18 protein-coding genes are annotated in these 24,138 nt (G+C 74.8%); 12 read left to right on the top strand and 6 right to left on the bottom strand.

The features are described 5' to 3' along the window. Window positions 1-50 precede the first annotated feature (50 nt). The 7 genes from IE109_RS19405 (at window position 51) to IE109_RS19375 (ending at window position 8,872) form a co-directional block, all read left to right on the top strand. A complete protein-coding gene (locus tag IE109_RS19405) occupies window positions 51-2,192 on the top strand; it encodes a hypothetical protein (protein WP_189552198.1) in 2,142 nt (713 codons plus the stop codon). 86 nt (window positions 2,193-2,278) lie between these two features. Beyond that, on the top strand, window positions 2,279-3,967 hold the full coding sequence (gene pelF / locus IE109_RS19400; protein WP_189552197.1) for a GT4 family glycosyltransferase PelF: 1,689 nt from the start codon (window positions 2,279-2,281) through the stop codon (window positions 3,965-3,967). Then, window positions 3,964-5,283 carry a hypothetical protein gene (locus IE109_RS19395; protein WP_189552196.1) on the top strand — a complete coding sequence of 440 codons (1,320 nt, stop codon included), beginning with the start codon at window positions 3,964-3,966 and terminating at the stop codon, window positions 5,281-5,283. The genes pelF and IE109_RS19395 overlap by 4 nt, the downstream gene beginning before the upstream one ends. 63 nt (window positions 5,284-5,346) lie before the next feature. Continuing rightward, window positions 5,347-6,348, top strand: coding sequence for an SDR family NAD(P)-dependent oxidoreductase (locus IE109_RS19390; protein WP_189552195.1), 1,002 nt, complete (start codon window positions 5,347-5,349; stop codon window positions 6,346-6,348). Window positions 6,349-6,379: 31 nt separating this feature from the next. After that, entirely contained in the window at window positions 6,380-7,093 is a 714-nt protein-coding gene (locus tag IE109_RS19385; protein WP_189552194.1) for a nucleotidyltransferase family protein, read from the top strand. Between the two features lie 7 nt (window positions 7,094-7,100). Continuing rightward, complete coding sequence (locus tag IE109_RS19380; protein WP_189552193.1) at window positions 7,101-8,054, top strand: NAD-dependent epimerase/dehydratase family protein; 954 nt, start codon at window positions 7,101-7,103, stop codon at window positions 8,052-8,054. 26 nt (window positions 8,055-8,080) lie between these two features. Continuing rightward, the gene (locus IE109_RS19375) at window positions 8,081-8,872 is read left to right on the top strand and encodes an endo alpha-1,4 polygalactosaminidase (RefSeq protein ID WP_189552192.1); all 792 of its coding nucleotides are present in this window, start codon (window positions 8,081-8,083) and stop codon (window positions 8,870-8,872) included. A gap of 102 nt (window positions 8,873-8,974) precedes the next feature. Here IE109_RS19375 and IE109_RS19370 read toward each other — a convergent pair whose 3' ends face one another. Further along, complete coding sequence (locus tag IE109_RS19370; protein ID WP_373297734.1) at window positions 8,975-9,985, bottom strand: isopenicillin N synthase family dioxygenase; 1,011 nt, start codon at window positions 9,983-9,985, stop codon at window positions 8,975-8,977. A gap of 600 nt (window positions 9,986-10,585) precedes the next feature. On the opposite strand from IE109_RS19370, the gene IE109_RS19365 reads away from it, so the two are divergent. After that, window positions 10,586-12,802, top strand: a complete 2,217-nt coding sequence (locus IE109_RS19365) for an acetoacetate decarboxylase family protein (RefSeq protein WP_189552190.1) — start codon at window positions 10,586-10,588, stop codon at window positions 12,800-12,802. Between the two features lie 53 nt (window positions 12,803-12,855). Then, window positions 12,856-13,152, top strand: a complete 297-nt coding sequence (locus IE109_RS19360; RefSeq protein WP_189552189.1) for a hypothetical protein — start codon at window positions 12,856-12,858, stop codon at window positions 13,150-13,152. Between the two features lie 68 nt (window positions 13,153-13,220). Here IE109_RS19360 and IE109_RS19355 read toward each other — a convergent pair whose 3' ends face one another. Together IE109_RS19355 and IE109_RS19350 are read right to left on the bottom strand one after the other, a co-directional pair. Then, a complete protein-coding gene (locus tag IE109_RS19355; RefSeq protein WP_189552188.1) occupies window positions 13,221-14,450 on the bottom strand; it encodes a beta-ketoacyl-[acyl-carrier-protein] synthase family protein in 1,230 nt (409 codons plus the stop codon). A gap of 213 nt (window positions 14,451-14,663) precedes the next feature. Further along, entirely contained in the window at window positions 14,664-15,656 is a 993-nt protein-coding gene (locus IE109_RS19350) for an acyl-CoA desaturase (RefSeq protein ID WP_189552187.1), read from the bottom strand. Window positions 15,657-15,872: 216 nt separating this feature from the next. Between IE109_RS19350 and IE109_RS19345 the strand changes: the two genes are divergently transcribed. Both IE109_RS19345 and IE109_RS19340 read left to right on the top strand, forming a co-directional pair. Continuing rightward, the gene (locus IE109_RS19345) at window positions 15,873-17,243 is read left to right on the top strand and encodes a cytochrome P450 (protein ID WP_189552186.1); all 1,371 of its coding nucleotides are present in this window, start codon (window positions 15,873-15,875) and stop codon (window positions 17,241-17,243) included. A gap of 74 nt (window positions 17,244-17,317) precedes the next feature. Next, window positions 17,318-18,910, top strand: a complete 1,593-nt coding sequence (locus IE109_RS19340; RefSeq protein WP_189552185.1) for a peroxidase family protein — start codon at window positions 17,318-17,320, stop codon at window positions 18,908-18,910. A 12-nt stretch (window positions 18,911-18,922) separates the two neighbouring features. Here the strand turns inward: IE109_RS19340 and IE109_RS19335 are convergent, their stop codons facing one another. The 3 genes from IE109_RS19335 to IE109_RS19325 all read right to left on the bottom strand — a co-directional run bounded on the left by IE109_RS19335 (window position 18,923) and on the right by IE109_RS19325 (window position 23,345). Then, on the bottom strand, window positions 18,923-20,572 hold the full coding sequence (locus IE109_RS19335; RefSeq protein ID WP_189552184.1) for an FAD-dependent oxidoreductase: 1,650 nt from the start codon (window positions 20,570-20,572) through the stop codon (window positions 18,923-18,925). A gap of 28 nt (window positions 20,573-20,600) precedes the next feature. Further along, the gene (locus IE109_RS19330; protein WP_189552183.1) at window positions 20,601-21,515 is read right to left on the bottom strand and encodes an AurF N-oxygenase family protein; all 915 of its coding nucleotides are present in this window, start codon (window positions 21,513-21,515) and stop codon (window positions 20,601-20,603) included. A 246-nt stretch (window positions 21,516-21,761) separates the two neighbouring features. Further along, complete coding sequence (locus IE109_RS19325) at window positions 21,762-23,345, bottom strand: right-handed parallel beta-helix repeat-containing protein (RefSeq protein WP_189552182.1); 1,584 nt, start codon at window positions 23,343-23,345, stop codon at window positions 21,762-21,764. A 287-nt stretch (window positions 23,346-23,632) separates the two neighbouring features. Here IE109_RS19325 and IE109_RS19320 point away from each other — a divergent pair, with 287 nt between their 5' ends. Beyond that, window positions 23,633-23,788, top strand: coding sequence for a hypothetical protein (locus IE109_RS19320; RefSeq protein ID WP_189552181.1), 156 nt, complete (start codon window positions 23,633-23,635; stop codon window positions 23,786-23,788). The last annotated feature ends 350 nt before the right edge of the window (window positions 23,789-24,138 follow it).

Here is a 24,138-nt window from a genome sequence, read left to right as displayed (position 1 = left end):
GCGTCCGCCGGGGAGAGGCGGGCCGCCCTTCCGGGGAGGGACAACACCGCATGAAGCGGACTTCGCGTACGACCGCGCTCATCATGGGCGCGTTGTTGTCGGGGCTCGGTGCGCCGGTCGCGCCGGCGGCGGCCGCCGCCGCCCCGGTGCCCCGCGTCGACCTGCGGGTGCTGGTCGTCACCGACGGCGGGCCGGCCACCGCCGCCGTGACCGCCGAACTCGACGGCACCGGCACGCCGTACACGCTCGTCGACCTCACCCGCCCGGACCGGCCGGTGATCGACCCCGGGTTCCTGGCCGACACCGTCGACGGAAGGCCACGGGCCAGGTTCCAGGCGGTCGTCCTTCCCGACGACGCGCCCTTCGCGGCCGGTTCGGACGAGATGGCCGCACTCGTCGCGTACGAGAGGACCTTCGCCATTCCCCAGGTCGACGCGTACACGTACGCGCGGCCCCAGGCGGGGCTGGAGTACCCGGTCGACGGCGGCTACGCCGGTCCGGTGGACGGGCTGCGGGCGGAGGTGACCGCGGCCGGGAAGGCCGGGCCGTTCGGGTACCTCGAGGGGACGGTGCCCTTCGAGGACAACTCCCCGACCGTGGACGAGAGTTACGCGTTCCTGTCCCGCCCGGCCACCGGCGCCGACTTCACCCCCTACGTCGACGCGCCCGTCCCCGGCCGGCCGGGCCGCGGGGTGCTGGTCGGCGAGTACCGCCACGACGGCCGCCGCGAACTGGTCGTCACCTTCGCCTACAACCGGCACCAGCAGCAGTTCCGGCTGCTCGCCCGCGGCATCGTCGACTGGATGACCCGGGAGACCCGGCTCGGCACGTCGCGCCACTACTTCGCGGTGCACGTGGACGACGTCTTCGCTGCCGACGACCGCTGGGACACCGCGCTCGACTGCACCCCCGGGGACGTCGACTGCGCGCCCGGCACCGGGACCCCCGATCCGATCCGGATGAACGAGGCGGACGTCCGGCACGCGGTCGCGTGGTCGCGCGGACGCGGCTTCACCCTCGACATGGCGTTCAACGGCGGCGGCAGCGTGGAGTACCGCGAGGAGCACGGCGGCGGCGACCCCACCGCCGACCGGCTGATCGCCGAACGTGACGCGTTCCGCTGGATCAACCACACCTACGACCACCCCTACCTCGGGTGCGAACAGGACGTCAGCCGCGTCCCGTGGACGTGCGCGACCGGCCCGGACGGCACCACCCGCTACGTGGGGCGCGCCGAGATCGACCGCCAGATCGCCGGAAACCGGGCCTGGGCCGAGCGGGCCGGGCTGCCGCTGCGCACGGACGAGTTGGTCACCGGCGAGCACTCCGGGCTCCGGCTGCTGCCCCAGCAGCCCGAGGACAACCCCCACCTGGCGCCGTCGCTGACCGGCCAGGGCATCGCCTGGCTCGGGGCGGACCACTCCCGCGACCCCGGGCAGCGGCAGGTGGGGTCGGCCCTCACGGTCGCCCGGCACCCCGTCAACATCTTCTACAACGCGGGCCGGATCGCGGAGCAGGTCGACGAGTACAACTGGATCCACACCAGCCGCGCACGGGGCGGCAGCGGGCTGTGCGAGGAACTCGCCACCACGACCTGCCTCGACGAACCCCTCGACCCCGCCACCGGGTACACCGGGTACATCGTGCCCCTGGAGACACGGGTGGCTCTCGGCCACGTCCTCGCCGGCGACCCCCGCCCGCACTTCGTCCACCAGTCCAACCTCGCCGAGGATCGCATCGGCTACCCGGTCCTCGACGGGGTGCTCACACGGTACGACGAGCTGTTCGCCGCCGATACGCCGCTGGTGAACCTCCCGATGGGGGCCATCGGGGCCGAACTGCGCGACCGGGCGGCCTGGCGGACCGCGGTGCGGGCCGGCGATGTCACCGCGTACCGCGTCGGTGACACGGTGACCGTCGAGGCGCCACCGGACGTGCCCGTGGCCGCCACCGTGCCGGCCGGCACGACCGAGGGCGGCGCCGCCTTCGGGGAGCCGTACGCCGGGACCGCCTCCGGACGGGTCGCGAGCGGTCCGGACGGGACGCTGTCCCTCGGGCTGCCCGCCTCCCCCGCCGGCGCGGACACCGCACGGGCGGCTTCCCCCGCCCCGCACCGGCCGGCCCGGCCGGCCCCCGCGGCCCCGGTGCCCGCGGGTGTCGTCCGCCCGGTGCCGTACGGCGCCGAGCGCTGACCCCCCTCTCCCCGCCCGGCCCCCGGGCACCGGCCCGCCCGCCGGTGCCCCTCCCGGGCCGGTCCCTGCTGCCGCGGAGCACGTCCATGCACATATCGCCCCCCGCACCGCGCACCGGCGCGGCGCACGTCACCCTGCTCACCGAAGGCACCTACCCGCACAGTCACGGCGGGGTCAGCGTCTGGTGCGACCAGCTCGTCAACGGCATGCCCGACATCGACTTCGAGGTGATCGCGGTCACGGGCACCGGTCGTGAACCCCTCGTCTGGAAGGTCCCGCCCCATGTCGCCGAACCCCTCTCCGTCCCCATGTGGGGACCCACCCCGCCGGGCACCGCTCCGGGCGGGCGCCGGGGGCGGCGGCTGATGGCGGCGTACGAACGGTTCCTCACCGCCCTGCTGGACCCCGCGCAGGAGGACCTGTTCGGGCCGGCGCTGCACGAGCTGGCGCACGCCGCCCGCGACGGGCTCCTCAGCCCCGCGTTGCGCGCGGACCGCGCCGTCGCCGTCCTGACCGGGGTGTGGAACCGCCCCGGCCTCACGGTCCGGGAGGCCCGGCCCTCCCTGCACGACGCCGTCACGGCGACGAACCTGCTGGAGCACGCGCTGCGGCCACTGGCGGCCGACCCGCCCCGCCACGGCGTCGCGCACGCGGTGAGCGGGGGCATCGCCGCCCTGCCGGGGCTCGCCGCACACCACCTGCACGGCGTGCCGCTGCTGTTGACCGAACACGGCGTGTACCTGCGCGAGCGGTACCTGGGCTACCGGAGCGCCCCCTACCGCTGGCCGGTGAAGGCCGTGATGCTGGGCTTCTTCCGGCTGCTGGCCGGAGAGACGTACCGGCGGGCCGCCCTGATCACGCCGGGCAACCGCTACAACCGGCTGTGGGAGGAGCAGGGCGGCGCCGATCCCGCCCTGATCCGCACCGTCTACAACGGCGTCGACCCGGCGGCCTTCCCCGCCGCCGGCCCGCAGCCGGAGCGGCCCACCCTCAGCTGGGCCGGCCGCGTGGACCCCATCAAGGACCTGGAGACGCTGATACGCGCCTTCGGGCTGGTGCGCGAGCGAATACCGGGGGCCGCGCTGCGGCTCTTCGGCGGGACGCCCCGGGGCGGCGAGGCGTACCGGGATCGGTGCGAGGAGCTCGCCCGGTCGCTGGGGCTGGGCGACGCCGTGACCTTCGAGGGACGGGTCGACGACATCCGGGACGCCTACGCGGCGGGCAACGTGGTGATGCTGTCGAGCATCAGCGAGGGGTTCCCCTTCACGCTCATCGAGGCGATGTCGTGCGGGCGGGCCACCGTGTCGACCGACGTCGGCGGGGTGCGCGAGGCGGTCGGGACGGCGGGGCTGGTCGTGCCGCCGCGCGACCCGCGGGCGATGGCCGCCGCGGCGCTGGAGCTGCTGACCGACGCCCCGCGCCGGGCGGCGATGGGCGAGGCGGCCCGGCTGCGGGTGATCGAGCAGTTCACGCTGCGCCAGACGGTGGAGACCTTCCGGTCCATCTACGTGGAACTCTCGCAGGGGGGCCCGGCGTCGCGCGCGGGGCTCCGCCCGGACGCGGGCCCGGCCCCGCTCCTGGAGCCCTTCCCGTACGCCGATGCCGTCCCGGCCGGGGCTCCGCCCGTGCCGGTGGGCCACTTTCCGCCCGCGCACTCACCGTCGTCCCAGGGCGACCCGGCCGCGGCCGCGGGCCTCCGCGCGCCCGGGGAGCCGTCCTCGCCCCGCGCCCCCGGGGCGGTCCCTCTCGCGGGTCCCCGGAGCGTGGCCGGATGAGCGGGACGACCGCCCCGGAGCCCGACGGCGACACCGTGTCGCTGCGACTGGTGGGCCCCGTCGACGAGCTGGCCGCCGAACTGGCCGACCGGGCCGCCCCGGCGGTGCACCCCTACGAGGTCGCGGCGCTCCTGGAGTCCGAGGGGCTGACGGGGGAGCAGATCCGCGAACGCTACGGGCACCCCGACCTCTTCTCGCTCGCCGACGAGCTCTACCGGCGGGTACCGCGCGGATTCCCCGAGCCCGCCCCGGCGCCCGGCCCGTGGGCGCCCGACCATCTGCGGTGTGCCCTGCGCGGGCTGCTGTTCGCGCTGCCCGGGCTCGCCTATCCGCTCACCGCGCCGCTGTGGCGCGGCTCGGGGGCGGTGACCGCGCTGGTCGTGGCGGGGCTGGTGTCCTGGGCGTGGGGTCAGGCGCTGGGCCACCGGATGTACGTGCGGCTCGCCTCGGGCCGGCGCGAGGCGGGTCTCACCGCGCGGGCCGGCGCCCCGGTGGGCGCGGCCCTCGCGTCGCTCGCCGCCCTGCCGGTGGCGGGGCCGGGGCCGGCGGCGCTGTTCGCCGTGGGCCAGTCCGTGTACCTGGCCGCCGCGGGCGTCCTGCTGGTGATGGGGCGTGAGCGGCTGCTGGCGGTCGCGCTGCTGCCGCTCGTCGCGGGTGGTGTGCTGACGCTGTACGGGGACCCGGGGCCGGTGTGGCGGGTGGGGCTCCCGCTGCTGACCCTGGCGGCGACGACGGGGCTGGCCGGGCACACGGTGCGGGGCGCGCTCGCGGCGGCGCCGGTGCCGGGAGCGGCCCGGCCGGCGTACCTGCCGTCACTGCCGTACGGACTGTTCGGTCTGGCGGCCGGGACCCTGGTGCTGTCCACCGGGGGCCGCCACCCGTACGCCGTGGTGGCGCTGACGGTCAGCATGGGCCCCGCCGAGTGGCTGCTGTACCGCTTCCGGGGGCTGTCGGTGGCGGCCCTGCGGGCGTCCGCCACCGTCCGCGGGTTCCGGCTGCGGGCCGCTCGCACCCTGGCGCTCTGCCTGGCCGGCTACCTGGGGCTGCTGGTCCCGGCCGCGCTGCTGACGGACGCGCCTCCGGGTGAACTGGCCGCCCTCGGCGCCACGTTGTGGCTCGCCCTGCTCCTCCAGGCGTTCGGGGTGGGCCGCTCGCCGGCGGCGGTGTGCCTCGTGGCGGCCGGGGCCGTCGTGCCGGTGGCGGTCACCGGCGCGTCCCCCGGCCCGTGGTTCGTCCCGTTGTGTTGTTCCGTCGCCGCGCTGGTCCTGGCCGGTGTCGCCCTGTACGCCCTGGGCCGGCCGTCCGCCCACGCCTGACTCCTCCCGCCGCACGCACACCTCATCCCACGCACGGCATCCCTCCGGACGAAAGGAAACGACGTGACATCCGCACCGCTCGCCGCCGTCACCGGAGCCGACGGGTTCATCGGCTCCCACCTGACCGAGGCCCTGGTGGCCTCCGGGCACCGGGTCCGCGCCATGGCGCAGTACAACTCCTTCTCCTCGTACGGCTGGCTGGAGGTGCTGCCGCGCGACGTGCTCGCCGAGGTGGAGGTCGTCCTGGGCGACGTGCGCGACCCCGGATCGGTGCGCGCCCTGGCCGAGGGGGCGGACGCGGTCTACCACCTGGCCGCCCTCATCGCGATCCCGTACTCCTACCGGGCACCGCACAGCTACGTGGACACCAACGTCACCGGCACCCTCAACGTGCTGGAGGCGGTCCGGACCCTGGAGACGCCCCGGCTGGTGCACACCTCCACCAGCGAGACCTACGGCACCGCCCGTACCGTCCCGATCACCGAGGACCACCCGATCAACACCCAGTCCCCGTACGCGGCGTCGAAGGCGGGCGGCGACCGGCTGGCCGACAGCTACCACGCCAGCTTCGGCACCCAGGTGGTCACCCTCCGCCCGTTCAACACCTACGGCCCGCGGCAGTCGATGCGCGCCGTCATCCCCACCGTCATCGGCCAGGTCGCCGCCGGCTCGCGGACCATCACCCTGGGAGACCTGCGGCCGACCCGCGACTTCACCTACGTCGCGGACACGGCCCGCGCCTTCCTGGCCGTCGGCACCGCCCCGGCGGACCGGGTGGTGGGGCGGACGTTCAACGCCGGGACGGGACAGGAGATATCGGTCGGCGACCTCGTCCGGCTCATCGGCAAGGTGATGGATTCCGACCTGGACGTGCGGGAGGACCCGCAGCGCATCCGGCCCGCCGCCTCGGAGGTCATGCGCCTGGTCGCGGACGCCGCCCGGTTGCGCGACGCCACCGGCTGGGCCCCCGGCCACGACCTGGAGCAGGGCCTCGCCCGCACCGTCGAGTTCTTCCGCGACCCGGCGCACCTCGCCCGCTACAAGACGGACATCTACAACATCTGACGCACCGAGTCCACGTAGAGGGAGGCTTCCCATGCACGCAGTGATACTCGCCGGGGGCAAAGGCGTCCGGCTGCGTCCGTACACCACGGCGCTGCCCAAACCGCTGGTGCCCATCGGGGACCGGCACGCGATCCTGGAGATCGTGCTGCGGCAGCTGGCGTCGGCCGGATTCACCAGCTGCACCCTGGCCATCGGCCACCTGGGCCAGATCATCCGGGCGTACGTCGGCAACGGTTCGCGCTGGGGTATGGAGGTCGACTACTCCACCGAGGAGAGTCCGCTGGGCACCATCGGGCCGCTGCTGACCATGCGGGACCGGCTGCCCGAGTCGTTCCTGGTGATGAACGGCGACGTCCTGACCGACCTCGACTACGCCGACCTGCTGCGGTGCCACACCGGCGGGGACGCGCCCCTGACGATCGCGACCTACTGCCGCCAGGTGCACATCGACTTCGGCGTGCTGACCACCGAGTCGGGCAAGGTGGTGGGGTTCAGCGAGAAGCCCAGCCTGGACTGCCGGGTGTCGATGGGGGTGTACGGGCTGTCGCGCACCACGCTGGAGAACTACACCCCGGGGCTGCCGCTCGGCTTCGACGAACTGATCCTGGACCTGCTGCGGACGCCCTCCCCGCCGGCGGCGTACGAGTTCGACGGCTACTGGCTCGACATCGGGCGACCCGACGACTACGACCGGGCCAACGCGGAGTTCACCACCCACCAGTCGCTGCTGCTGAAGGGAGCCTGAGTCCCCCATGCGCATTCTCGTCCTCGGCTCCACCGGGTTCCTCGGTGGGCATGTCGCCGCACAGCTCCGCGCCGCCGAGGGGGTGCGGCTGCTGCTCGGCGGCCGGTCCCCCGGCGCGGACCTGCCGGTGGACCTCGCGACGGCCCGTCCCGGTCCGCTGGCCGGGGCGCTGGCCGCGCTCGCGCCCGACGCGGTGGTCAACTGCGCCGGGGCGGTCGGCGGTGACGCCGTGACGCTCGCGGAGGTCAACGCCCGTGGCCCGGCCGTGCTGTGCGCCGCGCTGCGGGAGGCGGCGCCCGGGGCCCGGCTGGTCCACCTCGGTTCGGCCGCCGAGTACGGGCCGGGGCGGCCCGGTGAACCGGTCACGGAGGACGCGCCGACCCGGCCGGTCGCGCCGTACGGCGCGACCAAGCTCGCCGGGACGGTCGCCGTCACCGCCTCGGGCCTCGACGCGGTCGTCCTGCGCGTGGGCAACCCCGTGGGGCCGGGGGCCCCGGCGGCGGGTCTGCCCGGCGGGCTGGCCCGGCGCCTGGCGCGGGCGGGCGGCGACCCCGGCGAGGTGATCCGGCTCGGTGACCTCTCCGCGTACCGCGACTTCGTCGACGTGCGGGACGTCGCCCGGGCGGTGGTGCTGGCGGTGACCCGGCCGGGGCCGGTGCCGCCGGTGCTGAACGCCGGCGGCGGGCGGGCCGTGCGGGTGCGCGACCTGGTGGACGCGCTGGTGCGGGCGGCCGGGTTCGCGGGCCGGGTGGAGGAGGCGGGCGGTGGATCCGACCGCTCGGCGGCCGTCTCGTGGCAGTGCTCCGACATCTCCGCGGCACGGCGGGCCCTGGACTGGGCGCCCCGCTACGGGCCGGCGGACTCGGTCGCCGCGCTGTGGGCCTCGGTGACGGCTGCGGCGCGGGTGCCGGGCGCGGGGGACACGCGGGGGGCGGCGAACGTGCCTGGCGCCACGCGGTGAGGGGGCGCCTGCCGAGGGGGCGCGCCGTGCCGGGCGGGCGGCGGGCGCTGTCGGTCCTCACCCTGCTCGTGGTGGTCGCGGGGTGCTCGGGGGACGCCGCCCCCCGGCCCCCGGCGGCGGAGCGGTGGGTGCCGCGCCCGGGCACCGCCTGGCAGTGGCAGCTCGACGGGCGGGTCGATCCGGGTGCCGACGTGCCGGTGTACGACATCGACGGGTTCGAGAACACCGCCGGGGACGTGGCACGGCTGCACCGCGCCGGACGGCGGGTGATCTGCTACGTCAACGCCGGCGCCTGGGAGGACTTCCGCCCGGACCGGGACGCCTTCCCGGCGTCCGTCCGGGGCGGGCCCAACGGCTGGAACGGGGAGCGCTGGCTGGACATCCGGCGGCTGGACGTGCTGCGCCCGCTGATGGAGCGACGGTTCGACATGTGCCGGCGCAAGGGCTTCGACGCGGTGGAGCCGGACCTGATGGACGGGTATCTGCACGACACCGGGTTCCCGCTGAAGGCGGCGCACCAGCTCGCGTACAACCGGATGATCGCCCGGGCGGCGCACGAGCGGGGGCTGTCGGTCGGGCTGAAGAACGACCTGCCGCAGATCCCCGCCCTCGTGGGCGTGTTCGACTTCGCGGTCAACGAGCAGTGCGCCGAGTTCGGCGAGTGCGAGCGGCTCGCCCCCTTCGTCCGGGCGGGCAAGGCGGTCTTCCACGTCGAGTACGCGCTGCCCACGGCCGAGTTCTGCGGGCAGGCCCGCCGGCTGGGCCTGTCGTCCATGCGGAAGAGGCCGGCGCTGGACCCCTGGCGCCAGGCCTGCTGACCCGGGGGCGGTGCGGGGGCTCGTGGCCCGTCGTACCGCCCCTCCCCGTACCGCCCTTCCTCCGTGCCGCCTCCGGCCGTCCGGCTCCCGGGTCTTCGCGCCTCAGGGCGCGGCGACCAGCTCGGGGTGGTGGCGACGGGCGACCTCCGGGTGGGCCCGCGTCCAGCCCTTCAGCTCGTTGCGGCCGTACTCCGCGTGCAGGGGGTTGGCGTGGTCGTGCGCGATGCCCGGCGCGTGGGCCAGGTAGGTGCCCGGCACGGTGTCGACGACCGCGTCCAGGCGGGGGTTGTAGAAGAAGGGCACCGAATAGCGCTCCACCGCCCCCGGCGGGCTGACGACGCGATGGTCGGTCGCCGCCAGGTAGCCGTTGGTGGCTATCTCCAGCAGCTCGCCGAGGTTGACCACGAAAGCGCCCGGAAGCGGCGGCACGTCGAGGAACGTGTCGCCGGAGCGGACCTGCAACCCGCCCACGCCGTCCTGGAGCAGCAGCGTCAGGAAGCCGTAGTCCTTGTGGGCGCCCACGCCCTGGCCGCTCCCGGTGGGGGCCGATCCGGGGTACCGGATCAGCTTGGTGTGCAGGTGGGGCCGCTCGGCGAACGCCGCGTCGAAGAAGTCGGCGGGCGCACCGATCGAGACGAGGAGTTCCCGCAGCAGCCGGTGGGCGACCCCGGCCAGCCGCTCCTGCCAGGCGAGCACCACGGTGCGCAGCTCCGGCAGGGCGGCCGGCCACTGGTTGGGGCCCTCCAGCCACAGGTACGCGGGGTCGTCCGGACCCACCCGCGGCGCGGGCCGTTCGGCACCCACGTCGAGCTGGTCGCGCCAGTCGGAGCGGCCTCCGGTGAGTTCGTGCCCGACGCGGGTGTAGCCGCGGAAGTGGGGCGAGCGCAGGTTGCTGACGGCCAGCCGGTCGGCCTCCGGCAGGGCGAAGAACTCCCGGGTGACGCGGAGGACGCGGTCGGTCTCCGCACGGCTGACGCCGTGTCCGGTCAGGTGGAGGAAGCCCACGCGGTGCGCGGCGTCGTGCAGGTCCTCCAGGAACGACGCCCGGGTCGCGGGGTCGTCGGCCAGGGACAGATCGATGACGGGCAAGGAGCCCGGGAATGCTCGTGGCATGGACGGCATGATGGCCTTCCGTTTCTGGTGTGACGAGGCCCTGCTCCCGGAGATGGCGGGATGACGGGGGTGCGGCGGAGCCGCCGGCAGGGGTGTGCCGGGGCCGCGTGTCCGACCGCGACAGGACCGAGGGGACGTGGAGGTGAAGGTCAGTCCTGCGCCGGACAGCTCATGGTCGTGACGCGCACGTAGTCCACGTGCCGGCGCATCACGAGAAGAGTCACCCGGTGAGCTTAACCCGAACCCCGGGCGTCCCGGCCGGAGACGTCGGCCACACCGGCCGGCGGGCCGTCGGGGGCGTGCCTCACGCGGGCGTGCGCGGGCAGCGGCGGGTACGGGGCCCCGCCGGCGGCCGCGCGGGGCTTCCCGGGCCGGTGGGGACCGGGAGGCTGCGGTGGTGACCGGGGGCTCCCCTGGTCAGCGGCGGTGCTCCCGGTGAGCGGGAGGGCTGCCGTGGCGACCGGAAGAGCCGCCCTGGAGACCGCGAGCGCTCCGGTGGCGGCCGGGAACGCTCCGACGTGCGGCGCCGGGCGGAAGAGCCGATGATCGGCCGGGAAGGGCCGAACCGGTCGGCCCTGTTCACGTCTTTGCGAGGCCGCCATGGCGTCCCATCACCACGCCGGTGCGGCGCACTCCGGCGGACCCGGAGCGGCCGAGACCGCGCGACTGCTGCGCGAGGCGGCCCTGGAGGTGTCGCGCTGCGCCGTGGAGATCCGGGGCGCCGCCGCGCGGGCCGGCGCGGTGCTCGGCTCCTCGCCGCTCGCCCGGTCGAGCCTGCGGCACCCGCGGACCGGACTGGCCGCGCAGTGGTCGCTCGTGCGGGCGCTGACCAGCGCCTCGGGCCTCGGCTTCGCGCTGAGCGGCGGGGACGGGGTGCTGCGGCGGGTCGGGCAGGCCGGGGAGTTGTGCGGCCGGGAGAGCCTGGCGAACCGCGTCGCGGTGACGTCGCTGCGGATGCGCGCCGCCGCCGTGCTGGCCGAGCACCCGGAGCTGGGGCGGGATCCGGGGATGCGGCGCCTGATGGACGCGGTGACCGGCGACCGGGACGTGGAGGCGCTGCGTGCCCTGCGGGCGCTGCTGAGGGACAAGGGGGCCGAGCGGGCGATGTCCACGGTGGCGCCGCTGTTCGCGGAGCTGTCGGCCATCCGGGCGCTGCTCGACGAGAACCCGCTCAACGACGAGGTGGGGTGGCAGATCGCGACCGGCGAGGCGTTGCACGCCGACCCGTGGCTCGGGATCTCCGCGCGCCACCTCGCGGCGTTCGACGCGGGTGAGGGGGCCGCCGTCGCGGTACCGCTGGACGACGAGGAGCGGCGGTCGCTCGCCACCGAGGGCTCCCTCATGGGCTTCCTCGGCAACATCGACCTCCTCCGCACCGACGGACGCATCCTGATCCAGGACGTGCGCGGCCCCGACGGAGTGGTGCGGCACGTGCTGCAGGCGCCGGGCATGGCGCCCGGCAAGCCGCGCAACGACTCGCCCCAGGACTTCGTGGGCGCGTGGAGTAACCTGTTCGACCCGGAGTCCCCGTACACCCGCGGCATCCTGCTCGCCATCGACGAGTACGGTCTGCCGGCCGGTGCGGAGATCGCCCTGGTCGGCCACAGCGAGGGCGGCATCGCCCTGATGAACCTGGCGCAGAACAGTGCCTTCTGCCGCCGCTTCCGGGTGACGCACATGGTGGCCGTGGGCTCTCCCATCGACAACAAGAAGCCCGCCGACCCTCGTACGTGGGTGGCGAGCGTCACCAACCAGCACGACCTGGTGCCGACCCTGGACGGCAGGGGCGCGGGGTCGGGGTCGGTGTTCACCCCGCATCCGGACTGGTACGAGGTGGACTACATCGACTCCAGCCACGAGTTCCCGCTGTGCCACTCGCTCGGCAAGTACATGGGGAACCTGGAGGCGGAGCTGGCCGGCGCCCGCCGTGACATCGACAAGGCGCTGACGCCCTACCGGGGGCCGGTGCTGCGCTCGCAGGTGTACCAGCTCAAGGACCGGGCCAACCCCCCGCAGGGGTACCCGCTGATGGCGGTGCCGGTCGCTCCGGTGGCCACCTCCGCGGGACCTGTCGAGGTCCCGGTGCGGTACTACGACTCGACGGCGGCGGTCGCGTTCTTCGCCGTGGACCCCGACCGGGTGGCCGGTCTGCTGTCGGACGCGTCCTGGATGAGTCCCAGCCGGGTCGGGCGGCGCGTGCTGGTGGCGCTGTCCGCGTACGAGCACCGCTGCGTGAGCCTCGGCCCGTACAACGAGCTGAGCCTCGCCGTCCTGGTGAACGACCTGTGGCGGCCCCGCGCCCACGACGTGCTGCGCGAACTGCTGCGCCGGGCGGACACCCGCCGTACCGGACGCCAGGTGACGGCTCTGGCCGTCACCACGCCGGAGGCCGAGGCGGCGGGCCGTGAGCTGTGGGGGCAGCCGGCCACGACGGCCCTGGTCGATGTGCGGCTCACGGGCAACCGGCTGCACGCCGTGCTGTCCGCGCCCGCTCCGGGGCCGGGCGGGGAGGCGGGGGGCCCGCTGTTGTCGTTGACCGGTGACCTCGGTCCGTACGTACCGGCTCCGCACGTGGACTCCGTCCTGTACGGGCGGACCGCCGACGCGACCCTGCGGTCCATGGTGCACTGCGCGGGGCGGCAGCGCTTCCACGCGGCCCCCCGGCTGCGCCTTCGCTGCCCGACCGGGCCGGGGGAGGAGGAGCCGTTGGTACGGCAGGCCCGGGCGCTCGGGCTGGACGGGGCGAGGCCGTTGTGCGTGCTCAGCGCACCGGTGTACCAGGCCCGTCGCGGCGCGGGGGCGCCTCTGCCGCGCTGAGGGACATGGCCGCGACACGACGGGGGACGACGCCGGGAGAGCGAGGGAGCCGTATGACCGTGGACGCGGTGCGTGACGAAGAGGACCTGTCCGCCCACGAGGACCGGCTGCGGGCCGGCGCGGAGGCGCTCGCCGCCGCGGAGCGGCGGTTGCTGGCCCAGGCCGCCGCGCTGGAGGGGCGGCCGGGGGTGCCCGACTGGTGCGTGCCGACGCTGCGCCGGCAGGCGGAGTCCTGCCGGGTGGCGGCCGAGGACATGGGGGACGCGGCGGCCGTGGTCGGCCGGCACGCGGCCCGGTCCGGCGCCGGCCGCGCCGGGGTGCGGGCGGCGGCGCCTCCCGGCGCGGCCTGACGGGCCGGCCGGGCGGCCCGCCGGTGTGTCCCGCCGACGGCCCCGGCCCAGCGGCCCGTCGGCGGGTTTCAGGGGGCCCGCAGGACGAGCGCGGTGTTCTGGCCGCCGAAACCGAACGACGTGCTGAGGGCCGTCCGCATCGCCACGGCGCGGGGCGCGCCGACGACGACGTCCAGCTCCGCGCCCGGGTCCTGGCGTGTCAGGTTGGCCGTCGGCGGGATCGTGCGGTGCTGGAGGCTGAGCACGGTGAGCACCGCCTCGATGGCGCCGGCCGCGCCCAGGGCGTGCCCGATGACGCTCTTGTTCGCCGTGACCGGCGGGTCGTGCCGGAACAGCCGGCGCAGCATCCGCGCCTCGGTGACGTCGTTGAGCGGGGTGGACGTGGCGTGGGCGTTGACGTGGTCGATGTCCCCGGCCGCGCAGCCCGCGTCCTCCAGGGCGGCCAGCACCGCCGCCTCGGCGCCGCGTGCCTCGGGGTGCGGGGCGGCGGGGTGGTGGGCGTCCGCGCTGGCTCCGTAGCCCGCGAGGTAGCCCCGCACCGCGGCGCCCCGCCGGTGGGCGTCGTCGGACCGTTCCAGGACCATCACGGCGGCCCCCTCCCCCGGGACGAAGCCGTCCCGTTCGACGTCGAAGGGGCGGGACGCGGTGGCGGGGTCGGACCGGCGCGCGGACATGGCGCGCATCTGGCCGAAGCAGGTGGTGGTCATCCGGCTGCGGGCGGATTCGCTGCCGCCGGCCAGGGCGATGTCGCAGCGCCCCGCGCGCAGCAGGTCCAGGGCCGTGCCGAGGGCGGTGGCCCCGGAGGCGCAGGCGCTGCTGGTGGTGAAGTTGACGCCGTGCGCGCCGAGGTCGAGCGCCACCTCGGCGGCGGCCATGTTCGGCACGCTGCGCGTGACCTGGTACGGCGAGACACGGTCGCCGCGGTTCTCGCTCAGGAGCCGGAAGGGCTCCTCGTAGGAGTGCAGGCTGTTGCTGCCGACACCGAGGACGACGGCGACGCGGTCGCCGCGCCACCCGGCGGGGTCCAGGCCGGCGTCGTCCACGGCCTGCCGGGCGGCGACCACCGCCATCTGGGCGTACGGGTCCATGCGCCGCGCGGCGGCGTGACCGAGCAGCGCGCGGGCCGCGAAGTCGGGGACCGCGCAGGAGAAGTCGGTCCTCAGGCCCGCGAGCACGGGGTCGGGGCGCGCCGTCGACGCGCCGCGGAGAAGGGTGGCCCAGGTCGCGTCGGGGCACGTGCCCGCCGGTGACAGGAGCCCGACGCCGGTGACGGCGACGTCGCGCGTGCGCGGGTCCATCGGATGAGCCTCCGGGAGTGGCGGGCACGGCCCGGCCCGGCCGCCCGGACGGCCGGGCCGCCGCGGGTCCCGTGGAGGGGCGCGGGCGGGCCCGGCCTGCCCGAACGGGAGGTGGGGCTGTGCGGGTGGTGAAGGGACGGTCCCCTGCCTACCACCCCGCCCGGCCGCCCCGGTGCCGGCCGGCGACCGCGACACGCGCGGCGAGCTCGGCGTTCACTCCATCGTGGGGTTCGCCGGGGTCAGCATCCGGGTGGCGAGCCGGTCGCGGTCCGGCCAGCGGACGTCGTGGGCCCAGCCCGCGCGTTCGAAGAGCCGGATGAGCGCGGCGGTCGGGTCGGCCTGTCCGCGCAGCGCGCCGTGGCGGGCGCTGGTGGGATCGGCGTGGTGCAGGTTGTGCCAGCCCTCGCCGAAGGTGAGCAGGGCGACCCAGCGCACGTCGCGCGACTGGTCCCGGCTGCGGTAGTGCTGGGGGCCGAACGCGTGGGCGATGGAGTTCACCGACCAGGTGACGTGGTGGACGACGGCGTACCGCACGAGGCTGCCCCAGAAGAACGCGGTCGCGGCGCCGTGCCAGGACATGGTCCACAGGCCGCCGATCAGCGGGGGCAGCGCGAACGACACGGACACGGTCAGCCAGTACCAGCGGTCCAGCCGGCTGATGTCGGGATCGGCGAGGACGTCGGGGGCGTAGTGGGCCAGGTCGGCGCGGCGCCGCCGCACGAACCAGCCGATCTGGGCGTGCCACAGGCCCCTCAGGAGGGCGCGGCGCCCGGTGCCGAAGGCCCAGGGCGAGTGGGGGTCGCCGTCGCGGTCGGAGAACTGGTGGTGACGGCGGTGCTCGGCGACCCAGAGGGAGACGGGGCCCTCCATCGCCATGCCGCCGGCCAGGGCGAGCGCGATGCGCAGCGGTCGGACGGCCTTGAAGGACTGGTGGGTGAAGTGGCGGTGGTAGCCGGTGGAGATGCCGGCGATGGAGATGACGTACATGACCGCGCCGAGGGCCAGGTCGAGACCGCTCACGCCCCATCGCCAGGCGAAGGGCACGGCGGCGGCGAGGACGACGAAGGGCAGGACGACGATGCCGACCAGGTAGCCGGTGTACTCGGCGCCCGTGACCGGTACCGTGCCGGCCGGTGTGCCCGGGGACGGACCGTCCTTCCCGGTGCCGCCGGCGGCCGTCGCGGGGGGTTCGCCTCGTCGGAGCATGTCGTACGGCCTCCAGATCATTGCCGGGTGGGTTGCGGTCCATGCTGGGGCGTCGCCGGTGCGAGGGGGTGGCGGCGCGCGGCCGGACCGGAGCGCCACGCGCATATTCACACCGCCGACGCGGTCCGGGTGCGCGTGCGGGGGCGGCGTGCCGTAATGGGAGGGAATCCCGCCGGCGACCGCTGTCGTGTCGCCCTGCCACGTCTGGGTGGTCCCATGGAGTTCCTCGCGGCATACGACGAGATCCCGCAGGCCGACGCCGCACGGCGGGTGGGTCTGCTGCGGCAGCGAATGAAGGCCGACGGCCCGGCCGTGCTGCGCGAACTGCGGGAGCTAAGGCCGGTGTTCGCCACACCGGTCGGCGTCTTCGTCACCCGTATGCCCGACGTGGTGGAGGTGCTGTCCACCCCCGACGTGTTCACCGTCGGCGTGTACGGGCCGGTGCTGGAGGAGGCGCTGCACGGGCCGTTCATGCTCGCCAGGGACGGTGCCGACGTGCACTGGCACGACCGGGCGCACGCGCAGCTGATGCTGCCGCCGGAGGACTTCGCGCCGGTGCGCCGGCTCACCGCCCGGATCGGCGACGACGCGCTGGACCGGGCGATCGCGGTGGCGCGCATCGAGGGCCGCACGACCTTCGACTACGTGCAGCAGTACGCGGCTCCGGTCGCGGCCCGGGTCGCCCGGGAGTACCTGGGCTTCACCGACGTGCCCGAGGAGACGCTGCACGGCCTCTCGCAGCGGGTGCAGCGCGCGGTGTTCGTGAACCAGGACCGTGATCCCGAGGTGCACGCCTCCGGTGTGGCGGCCGGCAAGGAACTGCACGACATCGTGGCGGGCGTCATCGGGCGCCGCCGGGCGGCCGGTGTCCGTCCGGGCGGCCCCGGCGGGCCGGCGGACGAGGGCGCCGCCGGCGCGGGCGCCGCGGGTGACGGAGCGGCGGGCGACGGGACTCCGGACGACGTGCTCGGCCGGATGCTGCGCACCGCCCTGCCGCCGGGGACGGGACGGGAGCTGGACGACGAGCGCGTCAACCACCAGCTCGTCGGGTTTCTCATCGGCTACCAGCAGAACGCCGCCCAGTGCGCGACGACCGCGCTGAAGGAGCTCGTCTCGCGCCCCGACGAGCTGGCGCGGGCCGAACGCGCCGCCGCCGAGGAGGACACCGCGGTCTTCGACGGCTACGTCTGGGAGGCACTGCGCTTCCACCCCTTCGTGCCGTCGACGCCGAGGCTCTGCGTGCGCGACCACGTGCTGGCCGCGGGCACGCCCCGCGAGACCCGCCTCCCGGCGGGCACCGTGGTGCACGCCCACCTGGCGTCGGCGATGTTCGACGAGACGGTGGTCGCCGACCCGTACGACTTCCGGCCCGGCCGGACGCCGGTGCACAACATGGTGCTGGGCCACGGGGCGCACGAGTGCGTGGGCAAGTACCCGGCGCGGGCGATCGTGCCCGAGATGGTCCGCCGGGTGCTCCTGCGGCCCGGGGTCCGGCCGCTGCCGGGCGGTGAACGCGCCCTGGACTACGCGGGCACGCCGTACCCGCAGCACTACACCGTGACGGCGGGCGCGACGGCGTCGCCGTGACGTACCGGAGCTCCGGCGCTCCGGCGCACCCCGCGGGCCCACGGGCCGGCGTACCGACGAGAGGGCAGGGACCGATGACCACGACCTCGCGCCGCGCGCGCACCGGGGCGGACGACGGCCGCGACACCTCCAGGGACGGACTGCGCAACCGTGCCGAGGCGCACGTCCTCACCCACTACGCGCCCCTGTGGCGGGCGGTGCAGGGCAACCGGTGGCTGTACCGCAAGACCAACGCGGTGCTGACCGACCGCGCCATCCTCAAGGCGCCGCCCCGTCCCAACCCGCTGAGCACGATGGCGCCCTACACCTCCTGGGCCTCCCTCACGGACCGGTCGTACGTGGGAAGGCACCTCCCTCCGGACCCCGCGCCGCACCCCGGGCGGCCCGCCCCCGACCGGGCGGCGGAGCTCTTCCGCCGGGACGGCGACGGCGCCCGCTGCGCCCGGTCGACCGCCCTGCTGCCCGCCTTCGCCCAGTGGTTCACCGACGGGTTCCTGCGCGGGCACGGGCGGGGCGGCGACCCCCGGCGCACCGACTCGCCGCACACCATCGACATGGTGCAGTTGTACGGGGCGACCGCGGGGATGACGGCGTGTCTGCGGGAGTTCGAGGGCGGGCGGCTGAAGAGCCGGACGGCCGGAGGCGGGGAGTTCCCGCCCCTGCTGTGCGAGGGCGGCCGTATCAAGGCGGAGTTCGCCGCGCTGAAGCCGGCCCGCTGGGAGGACGTCCCGGAGCCGCTGCGCGACACCGTGTTCGCGTCGGGCGGCGACAGGGCGCACGCCCACCTCGGTCCCATGCTCGTCAACGTGCTCTTCCTGCGCGAGCACAACCGGATCGCGGGGCTGCTGGCGCGCGCGTACCCGTCGTGGGACGACGAGCGGATCTTCCAGACCACCCGCAACATCCTGGTGGTGATGACGATCCGGCTGGTGCTGGAGGAGTACATCAACCACCTGACGCCGTTCCACTTCCGGTTCCGTCTCGACCCGCTGCGCACGGTGCGCGCCAGCTGGCACCGGGAGAACTGGTCGACCATCGAGTTCAGCCTGGTCTACCGCTGGCACAGCCTCATCCCGTCCGTGTACCGGGTCGCGGGCCGGGAGGTGCCGCTGGCGCACACCCTCGCCAACGGCCGGCTCATCGAGGAGCGGGGTATGGGCCCGCTCTTCGACGACCTGTCCCGCCAGCCCGCCGGGCGCATGGGGCTGTTCAACACCGACCCGCTGCTGCTGCCCATCGAGGCGCGCACCGTCGAGGTGAGCCGCGAGCTGGAGGTGGCCTCGTACAACGACTACCGGGAGCACTTCGGCTTCCCCCGGGCGACCGACCTGCGTCAGGTGACCGGGGACCCGGTGGTGCGGGACGCGCTGCACGGGATGTACGGCGGGGTCGACGAACTGGACCTCTACGTCGGCATCTTCGCCGAGGACGCCCGGCACGGCAGCCTCTTCGGCAATCTGCTCGGGCGGATCATCGGCATCGACTCGTTCTCCGAGGCGCTGACCAACCCGCTGCTGTCGCCCCGGTTGTTCACCCCCGCCACGTTCTCGCCGGAGGGGATGGACATCCTGCGCCGGACGCGTTCCCTGTCCGACGTCGTCCATCGCAACCTGCCGGAGGACGACGGGCGCTACCGGGTGTCGCTCGGGGTGAAGCGCGCCCCGTGACGGCGTGGCCCGTCAGGGGCGCGGTGCCCACCGGGCACGCCCCGCCGTCGCCCTCAGCTCCTCGACGGTGGCCAGTTTGACCCGGGGCCGGCCCGCGTCGCGGCCCCGGGTCAGCTCGGCGCGGTCGATCGCGGCGAGCCCCCGGGCGTCCACGACCGCCCCGACCCGGCGCCGCAGAAGCCGCCGGAGGGCCTTCGCCGGGTGTGCCGGCTCGGGGAGGGCGCCGGCGACGGCGTCGGCGATCAGCGTCCCCACCGTCTCGGCCGCGCAGGTGCGGTTGGTCCCGATGCCGCCCGAGGGACCGCGCTTGATCCACCCCACGACGTACGTGCCCGGCCGGCCCGGCACCCGGCCCGCCTCGTGCGGGACGGTTCCCGTCGCCTCGTCGAAGGGCAGTCCGGCGACCGGTACGCCGCGGTGGCCGACCGCCCGCAGCACCATGCCGGTCGGCAGGGACCGCTCGCCGGACGGTCCGGTGACCCGTACGGCGCGGACCGCGTCTTCGCCGAGGACCTCCACCGGGGCGGAGTGGAAGCGGAACACGATGCGGCGGCCCGGCGCGGGTGGGCGGGACCAGTCGACCGGTGCGCGGGTGATGCCCCGCAGGAGCGCCGCCCTGTCCGCCGCGCCGGCCGCGTCGACGGCCGCGCCGACGCGCGGGTCATGGTCGTCGACGAGCAGCTCCACCCCGTCCAGGTGCCGCAGGGCGCGCAGTTCGGACGGTGTGTACGCCGCGTCCTCGGGGCCCCGTCGCCCGAGCAGCACCACCTCGCGCACCGGCGCAGCGCGCAGGGCGGTCAGCGCGTGGTCGGCGATGTCGGTGCGGGCAAGGTCGTCGGCGTCCGATACGAGGACGCGCGCGATGTCCAGGGCGACGTTGCCGTTCCCGACGACGACCGCCCTTTCACCGGACGGCCGGACCGCGTCCGCGGGGACGTCCGGGTGGGCGTTGTACCAGGAGACGAACGTGGTGGCGGAGAGGCTGCCGGGCAGGTCCTCCCCCGGGACGCCGAGGCGGCGGTCGGCACCGGCGCCCACCGCGTACACCACCGCGTGGTGGTGGGCGGCGAGTTCCTCGGCGGTGATGTCCCGGCCCACCTCGACGCCGAGGTGCATCCGCACGCGGGGGTGGGAGTGGAACCGGGCGAAGGCGTCCCCGATGCCCCTGGTGCCGGGGTGGTCCGGAGCGACGCCGTACCTGACGAGGCCGCCGGCCACCGGGAGCCGGTCGATCAGCGTGACCTCGGCGTTGGTGTGCAGCAGCAGGTCCTCGGCGGCGTACATGCCGGCCGGGCCGGTCCCGACGACCGCGACCCGGACGGGCGCGAAGTCGGAGGGCAGGCTGCGCGCGAAGCTCGGCTCGCCCCAGACGTGGAAGTTGGGTCCGCCGTCGGCGGCCGGGGACGGCTCGTCGCCGTAGTACGCCGCGTTGATCCCGGCGAACTCCTTCCGCGGACCGGTCAGGCGGTCGGCCGGGAAGATCGCGTCCACCGGGCAGGCGTCGGCGCAGGCGCCGCAGTCGATGCAGGCCCGCGGGTCGATGTACAGCATGTCGGTGGTGCCGAACGCCGGTTCGTCGGGGGTGGGGTGGATGCAGTTGACGGGGCACACGGCGACACAGGTGGCGTCGCTGCAACAGGTCTGGGTGATGGCGTAGGTCATGTCGTCGCTCGGTCCGGTTCGGATCGGATCAGATCAGGTGGGCGCGCTTGTAGAACACCAGGGCGGGCCGGGTGAGCAGGCGGGCGGACGCCAGGAACTCCATCAGCCCCGCGCAGCTCGACCGCATCAGGGCCTTGTGGTGCTCGTTGGCCCTGGCCTCCCGGACGGCCCGCTCCCGGTCGAGGCCGGCGTTCTCGTACACGTCCTTGTTCACCATGCTGGTGACGATGACGTAGGACGCGATCGCGATGACGACGGCGTGCACCTGACGGCGCAGCCGTCCGGCGCGCGCGAGGCGCCTGCGCGTCTCGTCGCGGGCGAACTTCATGTGCCGCGACTCCTCGACGACGTGGATGTTGTTGATGGTGCGGACGAAGGGGGCGACCCGCTCGTCCCTCATCCAGTCCCGCTGCATGACGTCGAGGACTTCCTCGGCCACCAGGATGGCGGCGTACGCGGCCTCCCCGAACGCGATGGTCTTGAACGCCCTGCCCAGTTCGACGGCTATCCGGTGCGGTCGGTAGGCCGGCGCCCCGAGCTTCTCGGCACCCCGGGCGAACATGATCGAGTGCCGGCATTCGTCGGCTATCTCCGTCAGCGCCCACTGGACGGCGGGCCGGGTCGGGTCCTTGGCGTATATGTCGCGCAGCACCATCTGCTGGAGGATCATCTCGAACCAGATGCCCGTGCTGGCCACCGACGCGGCCTCCTGCCGCGTCAGCTCCTTGCGCTGGGCGTCGGTCATCTCCCGCCAGTAGGCCGTGCCGTAGAGGGTGCTCCACTCGGGGCTGGCGCCGTGGAAGTCCTTGTCGAGCGGTGTCTCCCAGTCGACCTCGACGGCCGGGTCGTACGAGAGCGTCGCGGACGAGCCGAGCAGGCGGCGGGCGACGTCCTGGGCGTGCGCTCCGTCGTGGGTCTCCGGACGAGCGGTGCTGCTTGCCATGCTGGGGCTCCTCGGATCGAGCGGCGTTCCTTGTTAGACAGGGTGTAAGCAAGCTGTTCGGACGGACCGTACAACAGGAGCGCCGCGCGGGCCTACCCCCCGGTAGAAATCTCCACAGGACCGCCGTCGCCGCCGCGTTCGGCCCCGCCGCCCGTGGGGGCCGCCGGCCGGCGGGACGACAGCACGAGCCCGGCCCGCCCGGTCGGAACCGGGCGGGCCGGACAGGACGCGCGGGCGGCGCCGGGGCTAGGACGTCACCGGGGTGCCGCCGAAGGTGACGACGAGCCGCCCGTCGGCGGCGAAGGACCACCCGAGGGCACCGGTGTACGCGGAGCACCGGGAGCCGTTCGAGCCGGACCAGAACTGGTTCGAGCCGTCGGCGTCGCCGACCGCCTTGTCGTTCGTCCCGCTGCCAGCGCGGCACGAGACGTTGTCGCGGAACACGGAGGTGCCGGCGTCGAACGAGTAATTGCGCTGGGCGTTGTCGACAGCGACGTTGCCCGACACCGTCATCCTGCCGGGGTTCCTGTTGTAGGTGAACCCGTGCTTGCCGTTCCGCACCGCGAAGCTGCGCCGTACGACGTGGTCGACCGCGATGTCCTCGCCGCCGAGCTTGTAGCCGTTGCGGTCGCCGTTGGAGTTCACGGTGCCGTCGCTCAGGGTGCCGTTGGTGTGCGCGAGGGAGTCCTCGATGGTCACCGCCCCGATGGGGCCGGTGTCGGTCTTGGTGTAGAGGTCCCAGCCGTCGTCGATGTTGTGATGTGCCACGGCGTACCGGAAGACGTTCCCGGGACCGACGGTGAGCTTCGCGGCGAAGCCGTCGGCGTCCTCCCCGTCGGAGTCGGCGTTGTCGTGCGACTCCGCGCTCACCACCAGGTTGTGCGACGGCCACTGGTCGCGCGGGGTGGTGGAGGCCATCCGGGACAGCTGCAGCCCGGTGTCGCGGTTGAACCGGGTCACCGTGCGCTCGAAGACGTTGTTGCTGCCGCCGACGAAGATGCCGTTGTCCCCGGCGCGTTCGACGACGATCCCGGAGACGTGCCAGTACGAGCCGTTGACGGCGAGCCCGCGGTTCGCCGGGTCCTCCGCCATGGCCGAGAAGTCGAGCACCGGGGTCTCCCCCGGGTAGGCGGACAGCTTGGTGCGGGCGGCGGAGGTGCCGTTGTTGCCCTGCGGGATGGTGACGGTCCGCGCGTGGCGGTAGGTGCCGCCGCGCAGCAGGATCGTCCCGCCGGGAGTGATCCGGGCGATCGCCGAGGTGAGCGTCGTCGGGTTCGCCTGCGTCCCGGCCGCGCCGTCGCTGCCGTTCGGCGCGACGTACAGCACGGAGCCGGACGGGGGCGGCACCGTGCCGCTCACCTCGGCGTCGAGGTGGTCGAGGTTCGGCAGGCCGCCGGAGGTGGTCGGAGTGAACCGGACGGTGTTGCCGCCCGCCCGCAGCGGGACCGTGAGCGTCCTGATGGTCCAGCCCGCCCACGTACCGGTGCTCTCGAACGGCGCCGAGGCGGCCGGCGAGCCGTTGACCGTGATGTCGGCGGGGCGTGCGGTGGTGGTGCCGTTCGCGAAGCGCACGGCCAGCGTCGCGGTACCGGCCTGTGGCGCGTCCACCGTGAACTGGACCGCCGCGCCCACGGCGTTCCTGCCGTTGCAGAAGCCGGTTCCGGAGTAGCCGGCGTAGTTGGAGTCGATGGTGCCGTCACAGGTGGCGGGCGCGCGTTCGGCCTCGTAACGGGTCGTCGCGGCATTGGCCGTGGTGGCCGGCAGCGCCACGACGGCACCGGCCGCCAGGGCGGCGCACGCCAGTAAGGACAGCGGTGTCGCGGGTTTCATGGGGGCTCTTGGGGATGCGGCTCCGGGTACGTCATGGGGAAAGCGCTTGCTACGCTAGGGAAGGAGTCATGGGCACGTCAATATGCGCGTCGGGACGGGTCACGGGGCGCCGTGCGGGCGAGAACACGCGGAAAAGGGCAAGCGCGCTCTGTCCCGGGGACGCGGGCGGGCACGGGGTGTTCGGGGACGTGCGGGCGGGCACGGGGTGTTCCGGGACGCGGCGGGCACAGGGTGTTCGGGGACGCGGGCGGGCACGGGGTGTTCGGGGACGTGCGGGCGACTTCTGCATGGGCGCCGCACTCGCCCGTACGCAGCTGCGCCTGGTGTCCGGGGCCTTGCTGGCACGGGTGGACGGCATCCGCCTGCCGCGCTCCCCCGCCCGCCGGGCGTCCGACTTCGTAGCCGCCTGTGACACGCTGCCGGTCGCCCTCAGCGCCGCCTGACCGCGACCAGCGGGCGTCGCGTGGTGCGACAGCCCTCCCGGTACGGGCGCCGGGCGGCGGCACCGCGCCAGGGCGTGTCCTTCGGATCTCGCCGGGCTCGCGCGCCCTGGCACGCGCACCGCGGCGGTGTCGTCGGTCGCCGATGCTCCGCAGCGGCTCCCTCCTCCACCTCGCATCTCCTGAGCAAAAAGACACGCCCTAGGGCCTGTCTGACAATTCCCGTCGGATCAGCGAGCGTCCGCCGAGCTGGCAGTCCGGAGGTGCGCCGACCGTCCGGCAGGTATTACCTGGCAGGACCTACGAACGGCGGGCCAGCAGATGGGCGTCGAGGAAGCCCCGTTCGGAGGCCG

This window comes from Streptomyces lavendofoliae, from assembly GCF_014649735.1.
Lineage (GTDB): Bacteria > Actinomycetota > Actinomycetes > Streptomycetales > Streptomycetaceae > Streptomyces > Streptomyces lavendofoliae.
Note: the sequence above shows the minus strand (reverse complement) of the source record. Positions and strands in the feature narration are given on the sequence as shown.